General features: G+C 66.3%; 18 protein-coding genes. 11 read left to right on the plus strand and 7 right to left on the minus strand.

Annotation, left to right across the window (positions count from 1 at the left end):
- Nucleotides 1–76 precede the first annotated feature (76 nt).
- The gene (locus ACVWYO_RS01925) at nucleotides 77–1,144 is read right to left on the minus strand and encodes an acyl-CoA dehydrogenase family protein (protein ID WP_457348521.1); all 1,068 of its coding nucleotides are present in this window, start codon (nucleotides 1,142–1,144) and stop codon (nucleotides 77–79) included.
- Nucleotides 1,145–1,255: 111 nt separating this feature from the next.
- Nucleotides 1,256–2,473: an acyl-CoA dehydrogenase family protein gene (locus tag ACVWYO_RS01930; RefSeq protein ID WP_457348522.1), complete on the minus strand. Its 1,218-nt coding sequence runs from the start codon at nucleotides 2,471–2,473 to the stop codon at nucleotides 1,256–1,258.
- A 325-nt stretch (nucleotides 2,474–2,798) separates the two neighbouring features.
- Between ACVWYO_RS01930 and ACVWYO_RS01935 the strand changes: the two genes are divergently transcribed.
- Together ACVWYO_RS01935 and ACVWYO_RS01940 are read left to right on the plus strand one after the other, a co-directional pair.
- Nucleotides 2,799–4,025 (plus strand): MFS transporter, encoded by a 1,227-nt coding sequence (locus tag ACVWYO_RS01935; protein ID WP_457348523.1) that lies wholly within the window; start codon nucleotides 2,799–2,801, stop codon nucleotides 4,023–4,025.
- Between the two features lie 41 nt (nucleotides 4,026–4,066).
- Nucleotides 4,067–4,762, plus strand: a complete 696-nt coding sequence (locus tag ACVWYO_RS01940) for a glutathione S-transferase N-terminal domain-containing protein (protein ID WP_457348524.1) — start codon at nucleotides 4,067–4,069, stop codon at nucleotides 4,760–4,762.
- A gap of 39 nt (nucleotides 4,763–4,801) precedes the next feature.
- Here the strand turns inward: ACVWYO_RS01940 and ACVWYO_RS01945 are convergent, their stop codons facing one another.
- Nucleotides 4,802–5,416 carry a glutathione S-transferase family protein gene (locus ACVWYO_RS01945; protein ID WP_457348525.1) on the minus strand — a complete coding sequence of 205 codons (615 nt, stop codon included), beginning with the start codon at nucleotides 5,414–5,416 and terminating at the stop codon, nucleotides 4,802–4,804.
- Between the two features lie 99 nt (nucleotides 5,417–5,515).
- On the opposite strand from ACVWYO_RS01945, the gene ACVWYO_RS01950 reads away from it, so the two are divergent.
- Both ACVWYO_RS01950 and ACVWYO_RS01955 read left to right on the plus strand, forming a co-directional pair.
- Nucleotides 5,516–7,042, plus strand: coding sequence for a class I adenylate-forming enzyme family protein (locus ACVWYO_RS01950; protein ID WP_457348526.1), 1,527 nt, complete (start codon nucleotides 5,516–5,518; stop codon nucleotides 7,040–7,042).
- On the plus strand, nucleotides 7,039–7,815 hold the full coding sequence (locus tag ACVWYO_RS01955; protein WP_457348527.1) for a thioesterase family protein: 777 nt from the start codon (nucleotides 7,039–7,041) through the stop codon (nucleotides 7,813–7,815). Before ACVWYO_RS01950 ends, ACVWYO_RS01955 begins: the two co-directional genes overlap by 4 nt.
- Before the next feature lie 237 nt (nucleotides 7,816–8,052).
- Here ACVWYO_RS01955 and ACVWYO_RS01960 read toward each other — a convergent pair whose 3' ends face one another.
- Nucleotides 8,053–8,985 (minus strand): IS5 family transposase, encoded by a 933-nt coding sequence (locus ACVWYO_RS01960; protein ID WP_457348219.1) that lies wholly within the window; start codon nucleotides 8,983–8,985, stop codon nucleotides 8,053–8,055.
- A gap of 223 nt (nucleotides 8,986–9,208) precedes the next feature.
- Here ACVWYO_RS01960 and ACVWYO_RS01965 point away from each other — a divergent pair, with 223 nt between their 5' ends.
- From ACVWYO_RS01965 to ACVWYO_RS01975, 3 genes are all read left to right on the plus strand, one after another.
- Nucleotides 9,209–9,691, plus strand: a complete 483-nt coding sequence (locus tag ACVWYO_RS01965) for an EF-hand domain-containing protein (RefSeq protein ID WP_457348528.1) — start codon at nucleotides 9,209–9,211, stop codon at nucleotides 9,689–9,691.
- A 100-nt stretch (nucleotides 9,692–9,791) separates the two neighbouring features.
- Entirely contained in the window at nucleotides 9,792–10,511 is a 720-nt protein-coding gene (locus tag ACVWYO_RS01970; protein ID WP_140851737.1) for a response regulator, read from the plus strand.
- Nucleotides 10,512–10,555: 44 nt separating this feature from the next.
- Nucleotides 10,556–11,866, plus strand: a complete 1,311-nt coding sequence (locus ACVWYO_RS01975) for a sensor histidine kinase (protein WP_457348529.1) — start codon at nucleotides 10,556–10,558, stop codon at nucleotides 11,864–11,866.
- A gap of 84 nt (nucleotides 11,867–11,950) precedes the next feature.
- Here the strand turns inward: ACVWYO_RS01975 and ACVWYO_RS01980 are convergent, their stop codons facing one another.
- Nucleotides 11,951–12,661, minus strand: coding sequence for a hypothetical protein (locus ACVWYO_RS01980; RefSeq protein ID WP_457348530.1), 711 nt, complete (start codon nucleotides 12,659–12,661; stop codon nucleotides 11,951–11,953).
- A gap of 298 nt (nucleotides 12,662–12,959) precedes the next feature.
- On the opposite strand from ACVWYO_RS01980, the gene ACVWYO_RS01985 reads away from it, so the two are divergent.
- Together ACVWYO_RS01985 and ACVWYO_RS01990 are read left to right on the plus strand one after the other, a co-directional pair.
- Entirely contained in the window at nucleotides 12,960–14,225 is a 1,266-nt protein-coding gene (locus ACVWYO_RS01985) for a class I SAM-dependent methyltransferase (protein ID WP_457348531.1), read from the plus strand.
- Between the two features lie 31 nt (nucleotides 14,226–14,256).
- A complete protein-coding gene (locus tag ACVWYO_RS01990) occupies nucleotides 14,257–14,700 on the plus strand; it encodes a nuclear transport factor 2 family protein (RefSeq protein WP_457348532.1) in 444 nt (147 codons plus the stop codon).
- 24 nt (nucleotides 14,701–14,724) lie between these two features.
- On the opposite strand, the gene ACVWYO_RS01995 is transcribed toward ACVWYO_RS01990, so the two are convergent.
- Nucleotides 14,725–15,177: a GreA/GreB family elongation factor gene (locus tag ACVWYO_RS01995; RefSeq protein WP_457348533.1), complete on the minus strand. Its 453-nt coding sequence runs from the start codon at nucleotides 15,175–15,177 to the stop codon at nucleotides 14,725–14,727.
- Between the two features lie 79 nt (nucleotides 15,178–15,256).
- On the opposite strand from ACVWYO_RS01995, the gene ACVWYO_RS02000 reads away from it, so the two are divergent.
- Nucleotides 15,257–17,116: an ABC-F family ATP-binding cassette domain-containing protein gene (locus ACVWYO_RS02000; protein WP_457348534.1), complete on the plus strand. Its 1,860-nt coding sequence runs from the start codon at nucleotides 15,257–15,259 to the stop codon at nucleotides 17,114–17,116.
- A gap of 120 nt (nucleotides 17,117–17,236) precedes the next feature.
- The gene (locus ACVWYO_RS02005) at nucleotides 17,237–17,620 is read left to right on the plus strand and encodes a hypothetical protein (RefSeq protein WP_457348535.1); all 384 of its coding nucleotides are present in this window, start codon (nucleotides 17,237–17,239) and stop codon (nucleotides 17,618–17,620) included.
- Between the two features lie 52 nt (nucleotides 17,621–17,672).
- Here the strand turns inward: ACVWYO_RS02005 and ACVWYO_RS02010 are convergent, their stop codons facing one another.
- The gene (locus tag ACVWYO_RS02010; protein WP_457348536.1) at nucleotides 17,673–17,849 is read right to left on the minus strand and encodes a hypothetical protein; all 177 of its coding nucleotides are present in this window, start codon (nucleotides 17,847–17,849) and stop codon (nucleotides 17,673–17,675) included.
- Between the last annotated feature and the right edge of the window lie 18 nt (nucleotides 17,850–17,867).

The following is a 17,867-nucleotide window of genomic DNA, read 5'->3' on the forward strand; positions in this document are numbered from 1 at the left end:
TTCAGGACGACAGCCACCGCACCTTGTCGTTACGGATCGAAAACAATCGGACGCGAAGCCTCGCGCGCGGAGCGGCTCAGTAGCCGTTCAACCGCGCGAAACGCTCGCGATGAAACGCCGCATTGCCCCACATCGCTTCGAGCACGCGGGCGCGCTTGATGTAGAAGCCGGCGTCGTAATCGTCGGTCATGCCGATCCCGCCGTGCAGCTGGATCATCTCGCGGCTGACGAGATGGAGCGTGTCGCTTGCGACCGCCTTGGCGAGACTGACGGCCTGGTCGAGATCGGACCGCCCGGCGTCGATCGCCTCGAGCGCGCCCTCTACCGCCGATCGCATCAATTCGAGCTCGGTGAACATCTTCGCCATGCGGTGCTGCAGCGCCTGGAAGGTCGAGAGCTGCTGGCCGAACTGGACGCGCGTCTTGAGATAATCGTTGGTGGTGGCGAACGCCTGTTCGGCCATCCCCAGCATTTCCGCGCACACCGCCGCCGTCGCGCGGTCGATGACCTGCGCAGTGAGCGTCGCGTCGCCCAGTTTCTCCGCCGGTGCCGCATCGAACGTCACCTGCGCATGGCTGCGCGAGTCGGCCATGTGGCGCGACGCGCGCGTGACGCCGGCATCGCCCGCGACGAGATAGAGGCCATCGGTCGCTGCGACGACGAAGACCCCTGCGCTGTCGCCCTCGGCCACGAACGCCTTGGTCCCGCTGAGCTTGCCGCCGCTCACCGTGGTCACGATCTTCGCGGGATCATGGACCGGACCTTCGTCGATCGCGAGCGTCGCCACCACCGCGCCGCTGGCGATCTGCGGCAGCCACTGCGCCTTCAGCGCCTCTGACCCGCCCATCAGGATCGCGGTCGCCGCCGCCGAGGTGGAGGCCAGCGGCGAAGCAGCGAGATTGCGGCCGAGCTGTTCGAGTACCAGCCCGAGCGAGAGATAGCCGAATGCCGTGCCGCCATGCTCTTCCGGGATGACGATGCCCGGCAGCCCCATCTCGCCGAGCGTCGCCCACGCCGCCGGATCATAGCCCTCGGCGGGCGCCGCGGCGCGCATCTTGCGGAAGGCGCTGACGGGCGATTGCTCGTCGGACCATTCGCGCACCATGTCGCGGAGCATCGTCTGTTCGTCGTTGAGTACGGCCATGGTGCAGTCCCCGCTCGTGAAATGGGAAAACGGGGGAGGATGACTTAGGCCATCCTTCACCCCGCCCCTCTCCGGCCCGCCGGCAAACGCGCGCGGCAGCCTATCCTTGCATTACTGGTGGTCGAGCATCCCGAGGATGCGCTTCGAAATCACGTTGTTCTGGATCTCGGTCGATCCGCCATAGATCGATACCGCCTTGCCCCACAGCCAGGTGCGCGTCTGGGTCAGCTCGTCTTCGCTGAAGCCCTCGCCTTCCCAGCCGAGCCCGGCCATCCCCATGATCTCGATCGAGAGTTCGGCGCGATCCTGCGTGATGCGCGCGCCGACATTCTTCATGATCGATGTGGCGGCCGACGGCCCCTGGTTCGATTTCGCCTCGAGTGCGGCGCGGCGCAGCGTCAGCGCAAAGGCGCGGCTGTCCATCTCGTGCCGCACGATCCGCATCCGCAGATCGCTGTCGGGAACGCGGCCCTTCTCGTCCTCGCCGCGATATTCCTTGGCGAGCGCACCCATCGGCTTGCCGGCAAACAGCCGCGACGCACTGCCACCGCCCGACAGGCTGCTGCGCTCGTGCTGGAGCAGGCGCGTGCCGATTTCCCAGCCCTGCCCTTCACGCCCGACGAGGTTTTCCTTGGGCACCTTCACATTGGTGAAGAAGGTCTCGCAGAACGGCGACTGGCCCGAGATCATCGCGATCGGCCGAACTTCGACACCGGGCGCGGTCATGTCGAGCAGCAGGAAGCTGATGCCGCCATGCTTCCGGCTCTTGTCGGTGCGCACGAGCGCGAAGCATTTGTCGGCCCACTGGCCGCCCGAGGTCCAGGTCTTCTGGCCGTTGACGATATAATGGTCGCCGGCATCTTCGGCGAAGGTCTGGACGTTGGCGAGGTCGGAGCCGGCATTGGGCTCGCTATAGCCCTGGCACCAGCGCACCAGCCCCTTGGCGATCGCCGGGATATGTTCCTGCTTCTGCGCCTCGTTGCCATATTCGAGCAGCGTCGGCCCGAACATCATCACGCCCATCCCGCCGATCGGGTTCCACGCGCCCGCGCGCGCCATTTCCTCGTTGAGGACGCGGATCTGCGCCTTGTCGAGACCGCCGCCGCCATAGGCCGCGGGCCAGCTCGGCACGCCCCAACCCTTCTCGCCCATCGCGGCCTGCCATGCGGCCTGGTCGGGCGAAAGCGCGGTCGGGCCCTCGAGCGCCGACATGGCATTGTCCCTGCCCTTCAGCGATGCCGGGAAATTCGCGACAAGCCAGCCACGCACTTCTTCGCGAAACCCGTCAAGGGGAGCCGCTGGAGCGTCGAGTTCGGGCGCGGTAGCCATGGAAGCTGTCCTTTCAGACCGAATCTGAAGATCGGGTATGGCGGCGCGATACGACAGAATGCTGCCGATGGGAAGAGGCAGCATTGCGCTAGGGCGCATTGTTCGCGCCCCCCTCCCTGGAAGAGCGTCGGGTGAACAGCGCCGCGCGCTGTTCAGGTCATGCCGGGGGCATGACCGACCCGACGCTGGCTGGGGGTGGGTCGGCCCGTGGCGGCGGTCGAACGTCACAACGGGCCGCCCCACCCCCGCCCCCTCCCTTCCAGGGAGGGGAGGTTTACGCCGCGGGGAAACCCGATAAGCTGCTCACTCCGAGGGGAACCATGCCATGCCGTTCGCCAATCGTGCCGTGCCGATCGTGCTCGCCGCCGTGCTGATCGATTCGATCGGTTTTGGCATCGTCATGCCCGTGCTGCCGTCGCTGATCACCCGCCTCGGCCATGTCGGGATCGACGATGCGACGCGGATCGCGGGCTATATGCTCGTGGCATTCGCGCTGACCCAATTCGTCGCCGGGCCGGTGCTTGGCAATCTGAGCGACCGCTACGGGCGCAGACCGGTGCTGGTCGCCTCGATGCTGGCGTTCGGCATCGACTATGCGTTGATGGCGCTCGCGCCCACCCTTGCCTGGCTGTTCGTCGGTCGCGCCGTCGCCGGCGCGGCAGGGGCAATCTACGGCCCGGCAAGCTCGGTCATCGCCGACGTCACCCCGCCAGACAAGCGGAGCGCTGCGTTCGGCCTGGTCGGCGGCGCGTTCGGCATCGGCTTCATCCTCGGCCCTGCGCTTGGCGGGCTGCTTGCCGAACTGGGGCCGCGCATACCCTTTGCCGCCGCCGCGTTGCTCGCCTTGGGCAACGCCGTGGTGATGGCCTTCGCGATGCCTGAGTCGCTCGCGCGTGCGCACCGCCGTCCGTTCCGGTTGCGCGACGCGCATGTCGTCGGCGCGTTCAAGCCCTTGTTCGCAAGCCCGAAGGCGGTGCCGCTGGTGATCGCCCTGTTCCTCTGGCAGAACGCCAATCAGGTCTATCCCTCGATCTGGGCGTTCTGGGCGACGATCCGCTTCCACTGGACCCCCGGTGCGATCGGGCTGAGCCTTACCTATGTCGGCTTCGTCCTCGCCTGCGTGCAGGGGCTGATGGTCCCGGCGTCGATCGGGCGGCTCGGGGATCGGCGCGCGCTCGTCGTGGGCCTGACCTGTGCGATCCTCGGCTTCCTAGCGTTCGCCTTCATCCAGGCCGGCTGGCAGGTGTATGGCATCATGCTCGTCGCCGCCTGCCAGGGATTTGCCGCCCCCGCGTTCAGCGCGTTGCTGTCGCGAATGGTCGGGCCAGAGCGCCAGGGCGCATTGCAAGGCGGGATCGGCAGCATGAGCAGCGTCTCTTTGGTGATCAGTCCCTTGCTGATGTCGCAAGCGCTCGCCGCCGGGGTCAGACATGGTTTCCCCGGCGCAGCCTTTGCCGTGGCGGCGGCGCTTGCGCTTGCCGCGCTCGGCATCGTCGCGTGGAACGGGCTCGACCGGTCGAGATCGGCGCGCGATGCGGTTGCGCAGGCGTAACGGCTCTCCCATCTGAGGCGCGACACTTCAGGAGCAAGCGCATGATCGACCTGCATTACTGGCCCACGCCGAACGGCCACAAGATCACGCTGTTCCTCGAGGAAGCGGGAGTCGACTATCGCATCGTGCCGGTCAACATCGGGTCGGGCGCGCAATTCCAGCCCGATTTCCTCAAGATCGCGCCCAACAACCGCATGCCGGCGATCGTCGATCATGATCCCGAGGGCGGCGGCGAGCCGATCGCGATCTTCGAATCGGGTGCGATCCTGCTCTATCTCGCCGACAAATATGGGACGTTCATCGGCACCGATCTGCGCCAGCGGACCGAGACGGTGCAATGGCTGATGTGGCAGATGGGGGGCCTCGGGCCGATGCTCGGCCAGAACCACCATTTCAGCGGCTATGCGCCCGAGAAGATTCCCTACGCGATCGACCGCTACGTCAACGAGACCAACCGGCTGTACGGCGTGCTCGACCGCCGGCTCGAGGGGCGTGCGTTCATCACCGGACAATATTCGATCGCGGACATGGCCTGCTATCCGTGGATCGTGCCGTTCGAGCGGCAGGGGCAGCGGCTTGAGGATACGCCCAACGTGAAGCGCTGGTTCGACGCCATTGCCGCGCGGCCCGCGACCGTCGCGGCTTATGCCAAGGGCGCAGCGATCAGCGAGAACAAGCCGATGACCGAGGAAGCGAAGAAAGTGCTGTTCGGGCAGACGGCGAAGGTGCTCGGGTAAGGGGATCTCCCCGACGTTAAGCCGGGGGGACCGGCGGCGTTACGCGCTCGCACTCGGGCGGGCACTCGCCCGGGCATGCCACTTGCGCAACGCCCCCAGGTCTTCCGGTACCCCGATCCCCACGAACCCCGCGAAGTCGACCGTCGTCAGCAACACGATATCCGCGACCGAATAGCCCTCCCCGTCGAGCCAGGCGCGCCCGGTCAGCGCAGCGTCGAACTCGCGCATCGCCTCCAGCACGCGCGGACGCTGCGTTTCCCCATAATCGGGAAATTGCGGCTTGATGACGCGCGCGGTGAAGGGGTGGGTGTGCAGCCATACCTGCGACAACGGCGATCCCATCCGCAACTCGACGCGCCGCAGCCCCTGCTCGACCTCGGCTACTCCGCGCGCGCCCTTGCCGAACAAGGGAGGCTCAGGGTGCAGGCACTCGAAGTAGCGGCAGATCGCGATGCTCTCGGTGATGACGCTGCCGTCGTCGAGTTCCAGCGCAGGAATCTGCCCCAGCGGATTGACCTTGAGGAACGCCGCGCCCTTATGCTCCATGTCGCGGATGGACAGCGTCGTGCTGGGCACGCTCAAGCCCTTTTCGGCGAGATAGATCCGTACACGCCGTGGATTGGGCGCCGGGTTGACAGCGTCGTAGAAGAGCATGATGGCACCCCCCAAAATGTATTTTCGAAGATCGCGTATGGCATTTTTCCGTCAGCTGGACTAGCGAATCGAAGCCATGGACTTGCAAAAAGAGACACGATGACCGCTGCCGAAATGCTTGCCGGCGACTTCGCCACGCTGCCCGACCTGATCCGCGCACACGCCGCCGAGCAGGGCGACAAGGTCGCGCTCGCCGAGGCTGGCGGTGAGCTCGATTATGCCAGTCTCGATGCGCTGATGGACCGCATCGCCACAGCGCTCCAGCGCGACGGCGTGCGGCAGGGGCAGGCGGTCGCAATCATCGCCTCGGCCAGCATCGATTATGCCGCGGTGTTTCTCGGGGCTCTCCGCGCGGGTTGCCTCGCCACCCCGATCGCGCCGTCGGGCACGCCCGAAAGCATCGTCGCGATGATCGCCGATTGCGCCGCGCCGATCACCTTCGTCGATGCCGACGCCGCCACCGCGCTCGCCGGGCAGCATATCCCGGGCAAGCTCGTCCGCCTAAAGTCGCTCGGCACCTGGCTGGCGCCCGACGGCGCCACCCCCGCGCCTGTTACGATCCGGCCCGAGGACGGCTTCAACATCATCTATTCGTCGGGCACCACCGGCACCCCCAAAGGCATCGTCCAGAGCCATGCGATGCGCTGGGCACATATCAACCGCAACGAGGCCGCCGGGTTCGCGAGCGCGGTGACGATGATCGCAACGCCGCTCTATTCGAACACGACGCTCGTCAGCTTCCTGCCGACGCTCGGCTGGGGCGGCACCGTCGTCTTGATGAAGAAGTTCGACGCGCGCGGCTATCTGACGCTCGCCGAGCGCCACCGCGCGACGCACACCATGCTCGTTCCGGTGCAATATCAGCGGCTGATGGCGCTCCCCGATTTCGACCGGTTCGATTTGTCGAGCTTCCGCTTCAAGACCTGCACCTCGGCGCCCTTCTCCGCCGCGCTCAAAGCCGACGTGCTCGCACGCTGGCCGGGGCTGCTCGTCGAATATTACGGGATGACTGAAGGCGGCGGGACCTGCCTGCTCGTCGCCAACGGCTTTCCCGACAAGCTCCACACCGTCGGCCGCCCGGTCGAGGGCCATGACATCCGCCTGATCGACGACGACGGCACCGAAGTGCCCCAAGGCGAGATGGGCGAGGTCGTCGGCCGGTCGCCGGCGATGATGACGGGCTATCACGGCCGCAGCGACGCCACCGCCGCCGCCGAATGGCACGATGCCGAGGGCAATCGCTACATCCGCCACGGCGATGTCGGCCGCTTCGATGCAGACGGCTTCCTCACCCTGCTCGACCGCAAGAAGGACCTGATCATCTCGGGCGGCTTCAACATCTACCCGACCGATCTCGAGGCGGTGCTGCGCACGCATCCCGCGGTCGCCGATTGCAGCGTGATCGGCGTGCCGTCCGAGACATGGGGCGAGACGCCGGTCGGCTTCTACGTGCCGCACACCGGGGTCGACGCGAGCATCACGGAGATCCTCGACTGGACCAACGCCCAGCTCGGCAAGACGCAACGGCTGTCGGCGCTCCACGCGATCGACGAGCTGCCGCGCAGCGCGATCGGCAAGGTGCTCAAGCGCGACTTGCGCGATCGTCTGGCGGAGACCGCAGCATGACCCCGATCCGCGAGATCCTCGCCGCCGCGACGCCGATCGAGGGTGGCTTCCGCGCACAGATCCCGAGCGACTGGCTGCAGGGCCGTACCGCCTATGGCGGCCTGTCGAGCGCGCTCGCGCTCCACGCCGCGCAGGGGATCGAACCCGATCTGCCGCCGCTGCGATCGGCGCAAGTGTCGTTCATCGGCCCGCTGTCGGGCGAGGTGCGGGTCACCGCGACCAAGCTGCGCCGCGGCCGCACCGCCGCCTTTATCCAGGCCGACATCGTCTCCGACGCCGGGCTCGGCTATCGTGCGGTGTTCGTCTTCATGGCCGAGCAGCCGTCGCGGGTCGCGCTCAGCGGCGGTCTCGCCGCCACGCTGCCGCCGCCTGCGCCGGATGCGAAACTCTACACCGGTCCCGACGAATTCTTCACCGGCAACTTCAATTTCCTCGATCTCAAGGCCGAAGCGCCGGGCGAGGCCGAATGGCTGCGCTGGGCCCGGCTGCGCGATCATGCGGGGATCGACCCGATGGTCGAAGTGCTCGCGCTCGCCGACGCGCTGCCGCCCGCGGCGTTCAAGCTGTTCGGCAAGGAGTTCGTGCCGCTGAGTTCGGTGACGTGGATCGTCAATCTGCTCACGCCTGCGCCCGCCACGACCGACGGCTGGTGGCTGCTCTCGGCCGAATCGCAGCACGCCGTCAACGGCGGTTCGAGCCAGACGATGATGCTGTGGAACGCCGACGGGGTGCCCGTCGCGCAAGGCATGCAAAGCGTCGCGATCTTCGGATAGGGCATGCCGTGCGCGTCTGGCGGAGGGGCGCGATGGCTGCCGCCCCTCCCCGACCGTCGCCCCGGCGAAGGCCTGGGCCGCTCGGATGGAAACAGGCCACCGAACGACACCGGCCTCCGGCGACGACGAAGCAGGGCATGTCTGCTTGTGGTGGTTAGGCGACAGGCCGCTTTTGGACAAATTACGGCTTTGTTGCATAATTACGCGAGAGCATGACCGACGTTTTACTTGAAGATGTTATTGGATACGGACGGTCACCGGCGTTCCTATTTCGGAGAACCGATTGAGAATTGCAGCACGGACTTTGAGCTCGGTAATCTGACGATCGAAGGTGCGGGCGACAACGCGCTGGCCCAGGAGTTTGAAGCAGTGCATTTTGGTCTCGACCAGACTGCGGCGATGATAGCCGCTCCACTTTTTCCAGATTGCGCGACCAAGCCGCTTTGTCGCGCGTAGCGCTCCATTGCGTGCATCGACGCCGGGACCGCCTTCTGCCCATGGTTGCCCGTTGCGGCGGACCGGGATGACCGCATCGGCACCGCGCCCGGCAATAGCGGCATGGCAGTCCCTGGTATCATAAGCGCCATCTCCGCCGACGCTGAGTATCCGCTCGTCTCCGGGAATTTGCGCCAGGAGAACGGGCAGCGTCGGTGCGTCACCAATGGCATTCGTCGTGACCTCAATGGCCCGGATATCCAGCGTCCCAGCATCAATCCCGAGATGCACCTTGCGCCACTGGCGACGGTAGGACGGTCCGTGTTTGCGCGTCTTCCACTCGCCTTCTCCCGTCATTTTGATCCCGGTGCTGTCGACCAGCAGGTGCAGTCCGCCCGAGCTGATCCGCCCGCCGAGGTTGACCTTCAACGTCTTCTGCCGTCGGCACAGCGTCGTATAATCCGGCACCGACCAATCCAGCCCCGCCATTTTGATCAGGCTCGAAACCAACCCCGTCACTTGCCGCAAAGGCAGGTTGAACAGCGTCTTCAGCGTCAGGCACAGCTCTATCGCGCTGTCTGAAAACCGCATCGGGCGACCAGGGCGACCACACGGCTTCGAAAGCCAGTGCATCTCCGGATCAAACCATATTTCCAGCGACCCACGCCGCTTCAGCGCCGCATTATACTCAGGCCAGTTCGTCGTACGATACACAGGTGCGGCAGGTTTGGGCATTACGCCTATCTATACCGCTCGATTCCCTGCGTGAATCCCCGCCATCAGTTTTGCAACAAAGCCATGCGCAAGAGCGATCGGCGGCAGCAACCGCGTTTCCGTCCCCCATTTGCGACAAATTGCGACACTTCCCCGCGCCCACGACACAGCCGCGCGACAGGTTTCTCCCTATGAAGGAGACATAGGAACGGCACCCCGCCCAGCCAGCACAGGAGTTTCCGTCATGTCCCTCTCGCGCTTCTTCGTCGCCACGACGGTCGCTGCGCTCGCGACCGCCGCTGCCGTGGCGCAAGGCGGCGGCGGCATGTTCCGCACCGCCGACAGCAATGGCGACGGGCTGGTCTCGCGTGCCGAAAACACCGCCGAGGCCACCGCGCGCTTCACCACGATGGACGTCAACAAGGACGGCTTTCTCACCGCCGACGAAATGAAGGGCCCAGGCGCCCGCATGATGACGCGCGCCGATGCCGACAGCGACGGCAAGATCTCGCGCGCCGAGTTCCTCGCGCAGGCCGATACGCGCTTCAACCGGATCGATGCCAACAAGGACGGCCAGATCTCGCGCGAAGAGCTCACCGCCTGGATCGACCGCGCACACGCGATGCGACCCGGCGGTGCCGGCGGCCGCGCCGATCCCGCCGACGCGATCGCCCCGCCACCGGCGCCTCCGCCCCCTTCTTCTGCGCCATCCGCGCCGGGCAACTGATCCGGGCCGTTCCCCCTTGGCCCGGACGCCGGGCGAGCGTCCCCCCCGCTCGCCCGGCATCCCCTTTCAAGAGCGCCACACCATGCTAAGCAGCGAACCGATGGGAGACACGCCACATCTGTTGCTCGTCGACGACGAACGCTCGATCCGTGAACCGCTCGCGCAATATCTCACGCGGCAGGGCTTTCGCGTGACGCAGGCCGGCGACGCCGAGGGCGCGCGGGCGCGGATGACGGCCTATGCGATCGATCTCGTCATCCTCGACATCATGATGCCCGGCGAAGACGGCCTGTCGCTCACCCGCCACATACGCGAGAGCGGCGAGATCCCCGTCATCCTGCTCACCGCCCGCACCGAGGAGACCGACCGGATCGTCGGGCTCGAAATGGGCGCGGACGATTATGTCGTGAAGCCCTTTTCGCCGCGCGAGCTGGCGGCGCGCGTCAAGGTCATCCTGCGGCGCGCGGCGGCGGGCGGCACGCGCCAGCATGCACCCGAGAGCGGATCGTTCGCCTTTGCCGGCTGGGTGCTCAAATCGGGCGAGCGCACTTTGGTCGATCGCGAGGGCGTGTCGGTGCCGCTCTCGACCGGCGAGTACAACCTCCTCCACGCGCTCGTCACGCGCCCGCGCCAGGTGCTGACGCGCGACCAGCTGCTCGATCTGACGCAAGGTCGCGAGGCCGCCGCTTTCGACCGCGCGATCGACAACCAGATCAGCCGGCTGCGCCGCAAGATCGAGGCCGACGCCAAGGCGCCCGAACTGATCAAGACGGTGTGGGGCGGCGGCTACACGCTCGCCGCCGAAGTGACGCGCCTTTGAGGATCACGCGCCTGCGGGCGATCCCGCGCAGCCTTTCCGGGCAGATGGCGCTGCTCATCGCGGTTGCCTTGTTCGTCGCGCAGGCGATCAACTTCACGCTCGCGTTGCAGGACCGCCGCCGCGCGCGGCTCGACCAGGCGACCGGGCCGGTCGTCACGCGGATCATCGATGCCGACGAGCGGATCGCGGCGGGGCGGCATGTCGGCAACGGATCGGGCTGGAGCCGCATCCATCTCGCGCCGAGCTCGCCGATCCAGCCGAGCGGCGAGCATGTCGCCGAGGTCGAAAGCGCGTTGCGCACCGCGCTGTCCGAAGCCGGGGTCAAGGTCTCGCGGATCCAGACCCAGGTCATGCCGATCCAGCGCGACGACCCGCGGCTCCGCTATGTCAGCGCCCAGCGCGTCGAACGCTTGCTGCGCGCCGGTGCCGAGCTGCAGGTCGCGGTCGAGCGTCCCTCCGGGCAATGGCTGGTGCTCAGCCTGCCGTGGACGCGTGACAATTCGGATATTTTCTGGCGGCTGATCGCACAGACCGCGATCCTCTATATCGTCGTCCTGGTGCCGCTGCTGTGGGCCGGGCGGCGCATTTCGCGCCCGTTGCGCGGCCTCGCCGAAGCTGCGCGCAGTTTCCAGCCAGGTGCCGCCGCCGATCCGGTCGCCGCCGCCGGGCCGCAGGACGTGCGCGACGTGATCGCCGCGTTCAACGCGCTGCGGCTGCGCGTCACTGCGATGCTCGACGAGAAGGACCGGATGCTCGGCGCGATCGGGCATGATCTGCGCACCCCGCTCGCCTCGCTGCGCGTCCGCGTCGAATCGGTCGACGACGACGCCGACCGCTCGAAGATGGCCGAGACGATCGCCGAGATGAACCGGATGCTCGACGACATCCTGTCGCTTGCCCGGCTCGGGCGCCCAAGCGAGCCGCCGACCGAAGTCGATCTGGCGGCGCTGGTCGATGCCGTGGTCGAGGATTTCCGCGAGATCGGGCGCGAGGTCGTGTTCGAGGAGAGCCCGCGCATCCGGATGCGGCTGCGTCCGGGCCTGATGCGGCGCGCGTTGCGCAACCTGATCGAAAATGCGCTGAAATATGCCGGCGCGGTTGAGGTCAGCGTCGAAGCGGGGGCGCACTCGGTGGCGATTTTGGTGTGCGACCGCGGGCCCGGCATCCCGCCCGATCGGCTGGGCGACGTGTTCGATGCGTTCACCCGGCTCGAGACGTCGCGCAACAAGGAGACGGGCGGGATCGGGCTTGGCCTCGCGCTTGCGCGGACGATCGTGCGCGATGCCGGTGGCGACATCACGCTCGCCAATCGCGACGGTGGCGGACTGATTGCGCGGATCACGCTGGCGCGCTGACCCCTGCAGCGGTTTCCCGCCGAAGCGATACGGGCCAGAGCACGGCGCATCGCTTCGGCACGTCGTTCATACGAGCGCGCACCGTCAGAAGCGGTACTTTAACCCGGCCTGCAGGACGGGATAGACCTTATAGTCGTCGACCTTGCGCTGGGTGTTGAGCCGCTCGTTCTCGAGCTCGGCGAGGAAGCGCGGATCGGTGGCAAGCGTCCCGTTCGAGACGAAATCGCGCACGCGCACCGAGCCCTGGAACAGCGCGCCAGCCTCGACATTGAAGCTGAGACCGCGATGCAGGCCGCCGCCATAGCCGAGCGTCAGCTGCGGCGCGACGTCCTTGACCTCGGCGCGCCCGCTGATCGTGCCGATCTGTGCCGGCGTGAACGCGGTCGAGCCGATCGTCGTCGTGCTTTGGGGCGTCGCGCGCAGGCGGCCGTTATTGCCGTTGATCCGCGCGCCCGCCGACAGGAAGAAACCCCCGCCAAAGGGGTAGAGATCGAGCATCACGCCGCCCGATTTGAGGTTGGCGTGGCCGTCGTAGCGGACGTTGTTCGATTTGACGCTGTGGCTGAACGACAGGAACGTCGCATTCGCGCGCACACCGACCGTGCGATTGGCGCGATAACCGATCTCGGGGCCGACCCCGAGCGTGCCCGCCGTGACCCCGACACGGAAACGTCCTTCGTCCGCGGCCGGCGTCGGTTGCTGGCTATCCTGCACGGGCCCCGTTTGCGCAAAGCCCGGTTGCGCGATCAGCGTCAGGCACGAAGCGGCCAGCGCAATCCGAAAAAAAGGTGTCATGATTCCCCCAATTTGCTGCGTCCGCCCGTGATTCGCACAGGTGTTCGCCCATTACCGGGGGGTGTAGCGAGCGACCATGTTAAATTAGCTAATTGATTTGGCTCAATAAAATCGAACAGGTTCAGCATCAGCAATCGGATCGAACGGGCGCAGCCCGCCGCGTCCGGCTTGCGCGCAATGGTCGAGACAGGCACGATCCCGCCATCCTACCTTGCGCGTGTCCTCCTCTTGCTTCGCCCGGTCGTGGGCGGCGCGATTCGACCAGCGACAAGGCCTACGCGTGTGGAGAGTATGTTCGATGTGGCTGTTCGACCGTTTCGCCAAGAACCTCGTCAAGCGCGGCGAGCTGACGATCATCGATGCCGACGGAAAACGCTATCAGTACGGGACGCCCGACCCAGCCTTCAGACCCGTCACGCTACGCTTCGCCGACAAGAATGTCGCGACCTACATTGCCCGCCACCCGCGGCTTGGCGCGGCGCTCGCCTGGATGGATGGACGGCTGCTCGTCGATAACGACGACATTGCCGGGATGATCGACCTGATCCGCGGCAATGGCCGCTGGGAAGACGGGCGGAGCACGCTTGGCACCAAGAACCCGGTCAAGCTCGCCTGGGCGGCGAGCACCGCGCGATTGCGCCAGCTCAACCGCATCGCCAAATCGAAGCAGAATGTCGCGCACCATTACGACATTGGCGACCGGCTCTACGATCTCTTTCTCGACGCCGACCGCCAATATAGCTGCGCCTATTTCACCGACGAGGACAACACGCTCGAGCAGGCGCAGCTCGACAAGAAGGCGCATATCGCCGCCAAGCTGCGGTTGCGCCCCGGGCAGCGCGTGCTCGATATCGGCTGCGGCTGGGGCGGGATGGCGCTGTATCTCAACCGCGTGGCCGACGTCGATGTGCTCGGCATCACGCTGTCGGAAGAACAGCTCAAGACCGCACGGCGCCGCGCCGCGGAAGCCGGCGTCGCGGATCGCGTCAAATTCGAGCTGATCGACTATCGCGAGCTGACCGGTCGGTTCGATCGGATCGTCTCGGTCGGCATGTTCGAGCATGTCGGCGTACCCAACTACCGCACCTTCTTTCACAAATGCCGTGCTTTGCTCGAGGAGGACGGCGTGATGTTGCTTCACACGATCGGCCGGATGGGCGGCCCTGGGCAGACCGATCCGTTCACCGCGAAGTACATCTTTCCCGGCGGCTACAATCCGGCGCTGTCCGAGATCGTCGGCGCGAGCGAATCGGTCCGGCTGATCACCGCCGATGTCGAGACGCTCCGCGTCCATTACGCGCTGACGATCCGCCATTGGTACGACCGCACGCGGGCCAATCGCGACAAGATCGAGGCGATGTTCGATGCGCGCTTCTATCGGATGTGGGTGTTCTACCTCGCCGGCGCGATGGCGGCGTTCAAGCATGGCGTGATGTGCAACTACCAGCTCCAGCTGATCCGCGACCGCCGCGCGCTGCCGCTGACGCGCGGGTATATCGCCGAGGCCGAAGCTACTTTGCAGGGCACCGAAGCGGCGCCGTTGCCCGAGCCTGCCTTGCCATGATACGCTAGCGTCCCGATCGGGGGGGACGATCATGACGTATCGGCTGGTTCTTGCAGCAGTGCTGATGGCAGGCGGCGGGGTTGCCTCGGCGCAGACCACCGATGTCGCCGTGAAAGAGATCACGCAGGCCGAAGACGCCTGGCGACAGGCGCGGATCCATGCCGACCTCGACTTTCTCGAAGCCTTTTACGCAAAGGAAGGGCGGATCCAGGACATGACCGGCGCGGTCAAGACGCGTGCCGAAGATATCGATGTCTTCAGGACCGGCAAGATCAAGCCGAAATTCATCGATCACGGCAAGCTCGACATCGCCGTCTATGGCACCGCGGCGGTCGTCACCGGTGTCGATCATCTCGGTGGCACCGCCTTCGGGCAGTATGGCGAGATGTATCTGCGCTTCACCGATGTCCTGGTGAAGCGCGATGGCCGCTGGCAGTTGGTCGTCCAGCAGGCCACCCCGACGACGGGCTTTTAGAGGGGTCGCGGATCGGACCGACGATCAGGCGACCGCGATGACTTCGATCGCCTCGTCCTTCCCCGCGAAATCGACCCGCTCGCCGACCTCCGCGCCGATCAGCGCGCGCGCCAGCGGTGCCTGGTAGCCGATCTTCCCCGTCGCCGGATCGGCCTCGTCGCCACCGACGATCTCGACGCTGCGCTCGGCGCCGTTGAGGCGATACGTCACGCTGCTGCCGATGCCGACCTCACCCGCTGCCGGCGCCGTGACCACCTCGGCAGTGGTCTGGCGCGTGTGCCAGTAGCGCAGCTCGCGCAGCACCGCGTCGCGATCCTCGGCCGGCGCTTCCGCCACCGCCGCCTCAAGTTCGACCACCTTGGCCCCGATCAGCGCCAGCCCGCGTGGCGTCACCAGGTTCGGCCCCGGCGCGATCGGCCGTTCGAACTTGGGTTCCAGATGTTCTTCGTCGCTCTCGCGGCGGAAGGCGACGCTCATTCAGGCTCTCCACAGGCTTTGTTGCACAACGTCGTGGCGGACACTTGGGTGCAACGCAACAATCTGCTACGGCCCGCCGATGCTGAATATCAATGGTATCACGGTGCGCCTCGGTGGGCGCGCGATCCTCGACGGTGCGAGCGCGGCGCTGCCGCCCAAGAGCCGCGTCGGCCTGATCGGACGCAACGGCGCCGGCAAGTCCACGCTGATGAAGGTCATGATCGGCCAGCTCGAGCCCGACCTCGGCGAGATCGAGATGCCGCGCGGCACGCGCATCGGCTATATCGCGCAGGAGGCGCCGTCGGGCACGACGACCCCGGTCGAGGCGGTGCTCGCTGCCGACACCGAGCGCGCGTCGCTGCTGGAAGAGGCCGAGACCTGCCAGGATCCCGACCGCATGGGCGTCATCTACGAGCGCCTGACCGCGATCGACGCTTATACGGCCCCTGCCCGCGCCGCACGCATCCTCGTCGGCTTGGGCTTCGACGAGGAAATGCAGGGCCGCCCGCTCGATTCCTATTCGGGCGGCTGGAAGATGCGCGTCGCGCTTGCCGCCTTGCTCTTCTCCGAGCCTGACCTGCTGCTGCTCGACGAGCCCTCGAACCATCTCGATCTCGAAGCGACGCTGTGGCTCGAGAACTTCCTCAAATCCTACCCCGCGATGATGGTCGTCATCAGCCACGAGCGTGATCTGCTCAACAATGTGGTCGACACGATCCTCCATCTCGAGGGCGGCAAGGTCCATCTCTACACCGGCGGCTATGACAGCTTCGAGCGCCAGCGTGCCGAGCGCGTCGCGCAGCTCGCCGCCGCCAAGGCCGCGCAGGACACGCAAAGGGCCAAGCTGAGCGAGTACATCGCCAAGAACTCGGCCCGCGCCTCGACCGCGAAGCAGGCGCAGAGCCGCCAGAAGATGCTCGCCAAGATGCAGCCGATCGCGTCGATGGCCGAGGATCCGACGCTGTCGTTCGAATTCCCGAGCCCCGAGGAACTGCGCCCGCCGCTGATCACGCTCGACATGGCCGCCGTCGGCTACGCGGAAAAGCCGATCCTCCAGCGCCTCAACCTGCGCCTCGACCCCGACGACCGCGTTGCCCTGCTCGGCCGCAACGGCAACGGCAAGACCACGCTCGCCCGCCTGCTCGCGGCGCAGCTGCCGACGATGGACGGCGCGATGAATGCCAGCGGCAAGATGCGCGTCGGCTATTTCACGCAGTATCAGGTCGAGGAACTCGACGGCGACGATACCCCGCTCGAGCACATGACGCGGATGATGTCGGGCAAGACCCCTGGTGCGGTCCGCGCGCAGCTCGGTCGCTTCGGCTTCTCGGGCGTCAAGGCGACGCAGAAGGTCGGCAAGCTCTCGGGTGGCGAACGCGCCCGTCTGGCGCTGGCACTGATCACGCGCGACGCGCCGCACATGCTGATCCTCGACGAGCCGACGAACCATCTCGACGTCGATGCGCGCGAGGCGCTGGTGCAGGCGCTCAACGCCTATGACGGCGCGGTCATCCTCGTCAGCCACGATCGGCACATGGTCGAACTCACCGCCGACCGGCTCGTGCTGGTCGATAACGGCACCGCCAAGGAATATGCCGGCAGCATGGAGGATTACATCGCCTTCGTGCTCTCGGGCGACGGCGGCGGCGAAGGTGCCAAGACCAAGGCCGCCAAGAAGGACGACAAGCCGCAACTGAGCGCCGCCGCGGTCGCGCTACAGAAGAAGGCGCACGAGGCCGAGGCACTCGTCGCCAAGCTGACCAAGCAGCGCGACGCGATCGACCGCGCGATGCTCGATCCAAGCACCGCCGAAGCGTGGCTTGCGCGACTGAGCCCCGCCGATCTCGTCAAGCAGCACGCGCAGGTGTCGAAGAAGCTCGATACCGCTGAGGCGGTGTGGTTCGAGATCAGCGAATCGCTTGAGATGGCAGCCGCTTAACCACCATTAGGGACGTTTCCTTACGGATGTGCAACGTTTCGCCCGAGGGAAAAAGGCGGAAATCGTGGACGCGTGTCGTCTTTCAGGTGACAGTGATCATATCCTGGGGAGGCAACACTGATGAAACTCTCACCACAAATACGTGCGCGCCTGACCGCGGCTCGGAATGATCTCGGCGCGCGCAGCCACGCGAACATGCTCGACTGGTCCGACGACCAGTGCCTCTCCGCGCTGAGCCTGATCAACGCCGGCCATAGCGTGTGCGACGCGGTTGCGATCGTGCTTGGCGATGCGGTGCTCGAGGACGGCCAGGTCGATTATAATCCTGGCTGCGCATGGATCGATTTTGCGCTGGCCCGTCACGACCGGACACCGGCGCAGGCCGAGCACATCCTCGCGCACTGGGAAAGCCTGCAGCTTTTCCCGACGGGATCGACCGAGGCGCTGATCCGCGATCCGGGCACCCCAGCAACGCCCCCGCAAATCGGACACGCGCTGTACTGAGTTCGCTCCGCTGGCCTCGCCTGCGGGGTTAACGACCGGGTCGTGCCGTCGATCAATCCCACGCGCGGTCGGCCGCGCGGCGCGCCGGCCTGGCGCTGACCACTATCGGCATCGTCCCGGTCTGAAAGGCGGCGGCCGAAACGCGGCGCTGCGACACGATGGTGCGAAAGACGGCAAAACTTTCCGGATCGATATTATAACGAAAATCGATACAGTGCTTACCGTCCAACCCAGCTTCTGAAGTCAG

Source organism: Sphingomonas sp. UYP23 (assembly GCF_054059235.1).

Bases quoted from the DNA above. Each gene is read 5' to 3' on its own strand.
- ACVWYO_RS01985 (WP_457348531.1), top strand. From the start codon at position 12,960: ATGTGGCTGTTCGACCGTTTCGCCAAGAACCTCGTCAAGCGCGGCGAG.
- ACVWYO_RS01975 (WP_457348529.1), top strand. From the start codon at position 10,556: ATGGCGCTGCTCATCGCGGTTGCCTTGTTCGTCGCGCAGGCGATCAAC.
- ACVWYO_RS01970 (WP_140851737.1), top strand. From the start codon at position 9,792: ATGGGAGACACGCCACATCTGTTGCTCGTCGACGACGAACGCTCGATC.
- ACVWYO_RS01925 (WP_457348521.1), bottom strand. From the start codon at position 1,144: ATGGCCGTACTCAACGACGAACAGACGATGCTCCGCGACATGGTGCGC.
- ACVWYO_RS01935 (WP_457348523.1), top strand. From the start codon at position 2,799: ATGCCGTTCGCCAATCGTGCCGTGCCGATCGTGCTCGCCGCCGTGCTG.
- ACVWYO_RS01965 (WP_457348528.1), top strand. From the start codon at position 9,209: ATGTCCCTCTCGCGCTTCTTCGTCGCCACGACGGTCGCTGCGCTCGCG.
- ACVWYO_RS01995 (WP_457348533.1), bottom strand. From the start codon at position 15,177: ATGAGCGTCGCCTTCCGCCGCGAGAGCGACGAAGAACATCTGGAACCC.
- ACVWYO_RS02000 (WP_457348534.1), top strand. From the start codon at position 15,257: ATGCTGAATATCAATGGTATCACGGTGCGCCTCGGTGGGCGCGCGATC.
- ACVWYO_RS01930 (WP_457348522.1), bottom strand. From the start codon at position 2,473: ATGGCTACCGCGCCCGAACTCGACGCTCCAGCGGCTCCCCTTGACGGG.
- ACVWYO_RS01960 (WP_457348219.1), bottom strand. From the start codon at position 8,985: ATGCCCAAACCTGCCGCACCTGTGTATCGTACGACGAACTGGCCTGAG.
- ACVWYO_RS01945 (WP_457348525.1), bottom strand. From the start codon at position 5,416: ATGCTCTTCTACGACGCTGTCAACCCGGCGCCCAATCCACGGCGTGTA.
- ACVWYO_RS01950 (WP_457348526.1), top strand. From the start codon at position 5,516: ATGACCGCTGCCGAAATGCTTGCCGGCGACTTCGCCACGCTGCCCGAC.
- ACVWYO_RS01940 (WP_457348524.1), top strand. From the start codon at position 4,067: ATGATCGACCTGCATTACTGGCCCACGCCGAACGGCCACAAGATCACG.
- ACVWYO_RS02005 (WP_457348535.1), top strand. From the start codon at position 17,237: ATGAAACTCTCACCACAAATACGTGCGCGCCTGACCGCGGCTCGGAAT.
- ACVWYO_RS01955 (WP_457348527.1), top strand. From the start codon at position 7,039: ATGACCCCGATCCGCGAGATCCTCGCCGCCGCGACGCCGATCGAGGGT.
- ACVWYO_RS01980 (WP_457348530.1), bottom strand. From the start codon at position 12,661: ATGACACCTTTTTTTCGGATTGCGCTGGCCGCTTCGTGCCTGACGCTG.
- ACVWYO_RS01990 (WP_457348532.1), top strand. From the start codon at position 14,257: ATGACGTATCGGCTGGTTCTTGCAGCAGTGCTGATGGCAGGCGGCGGG.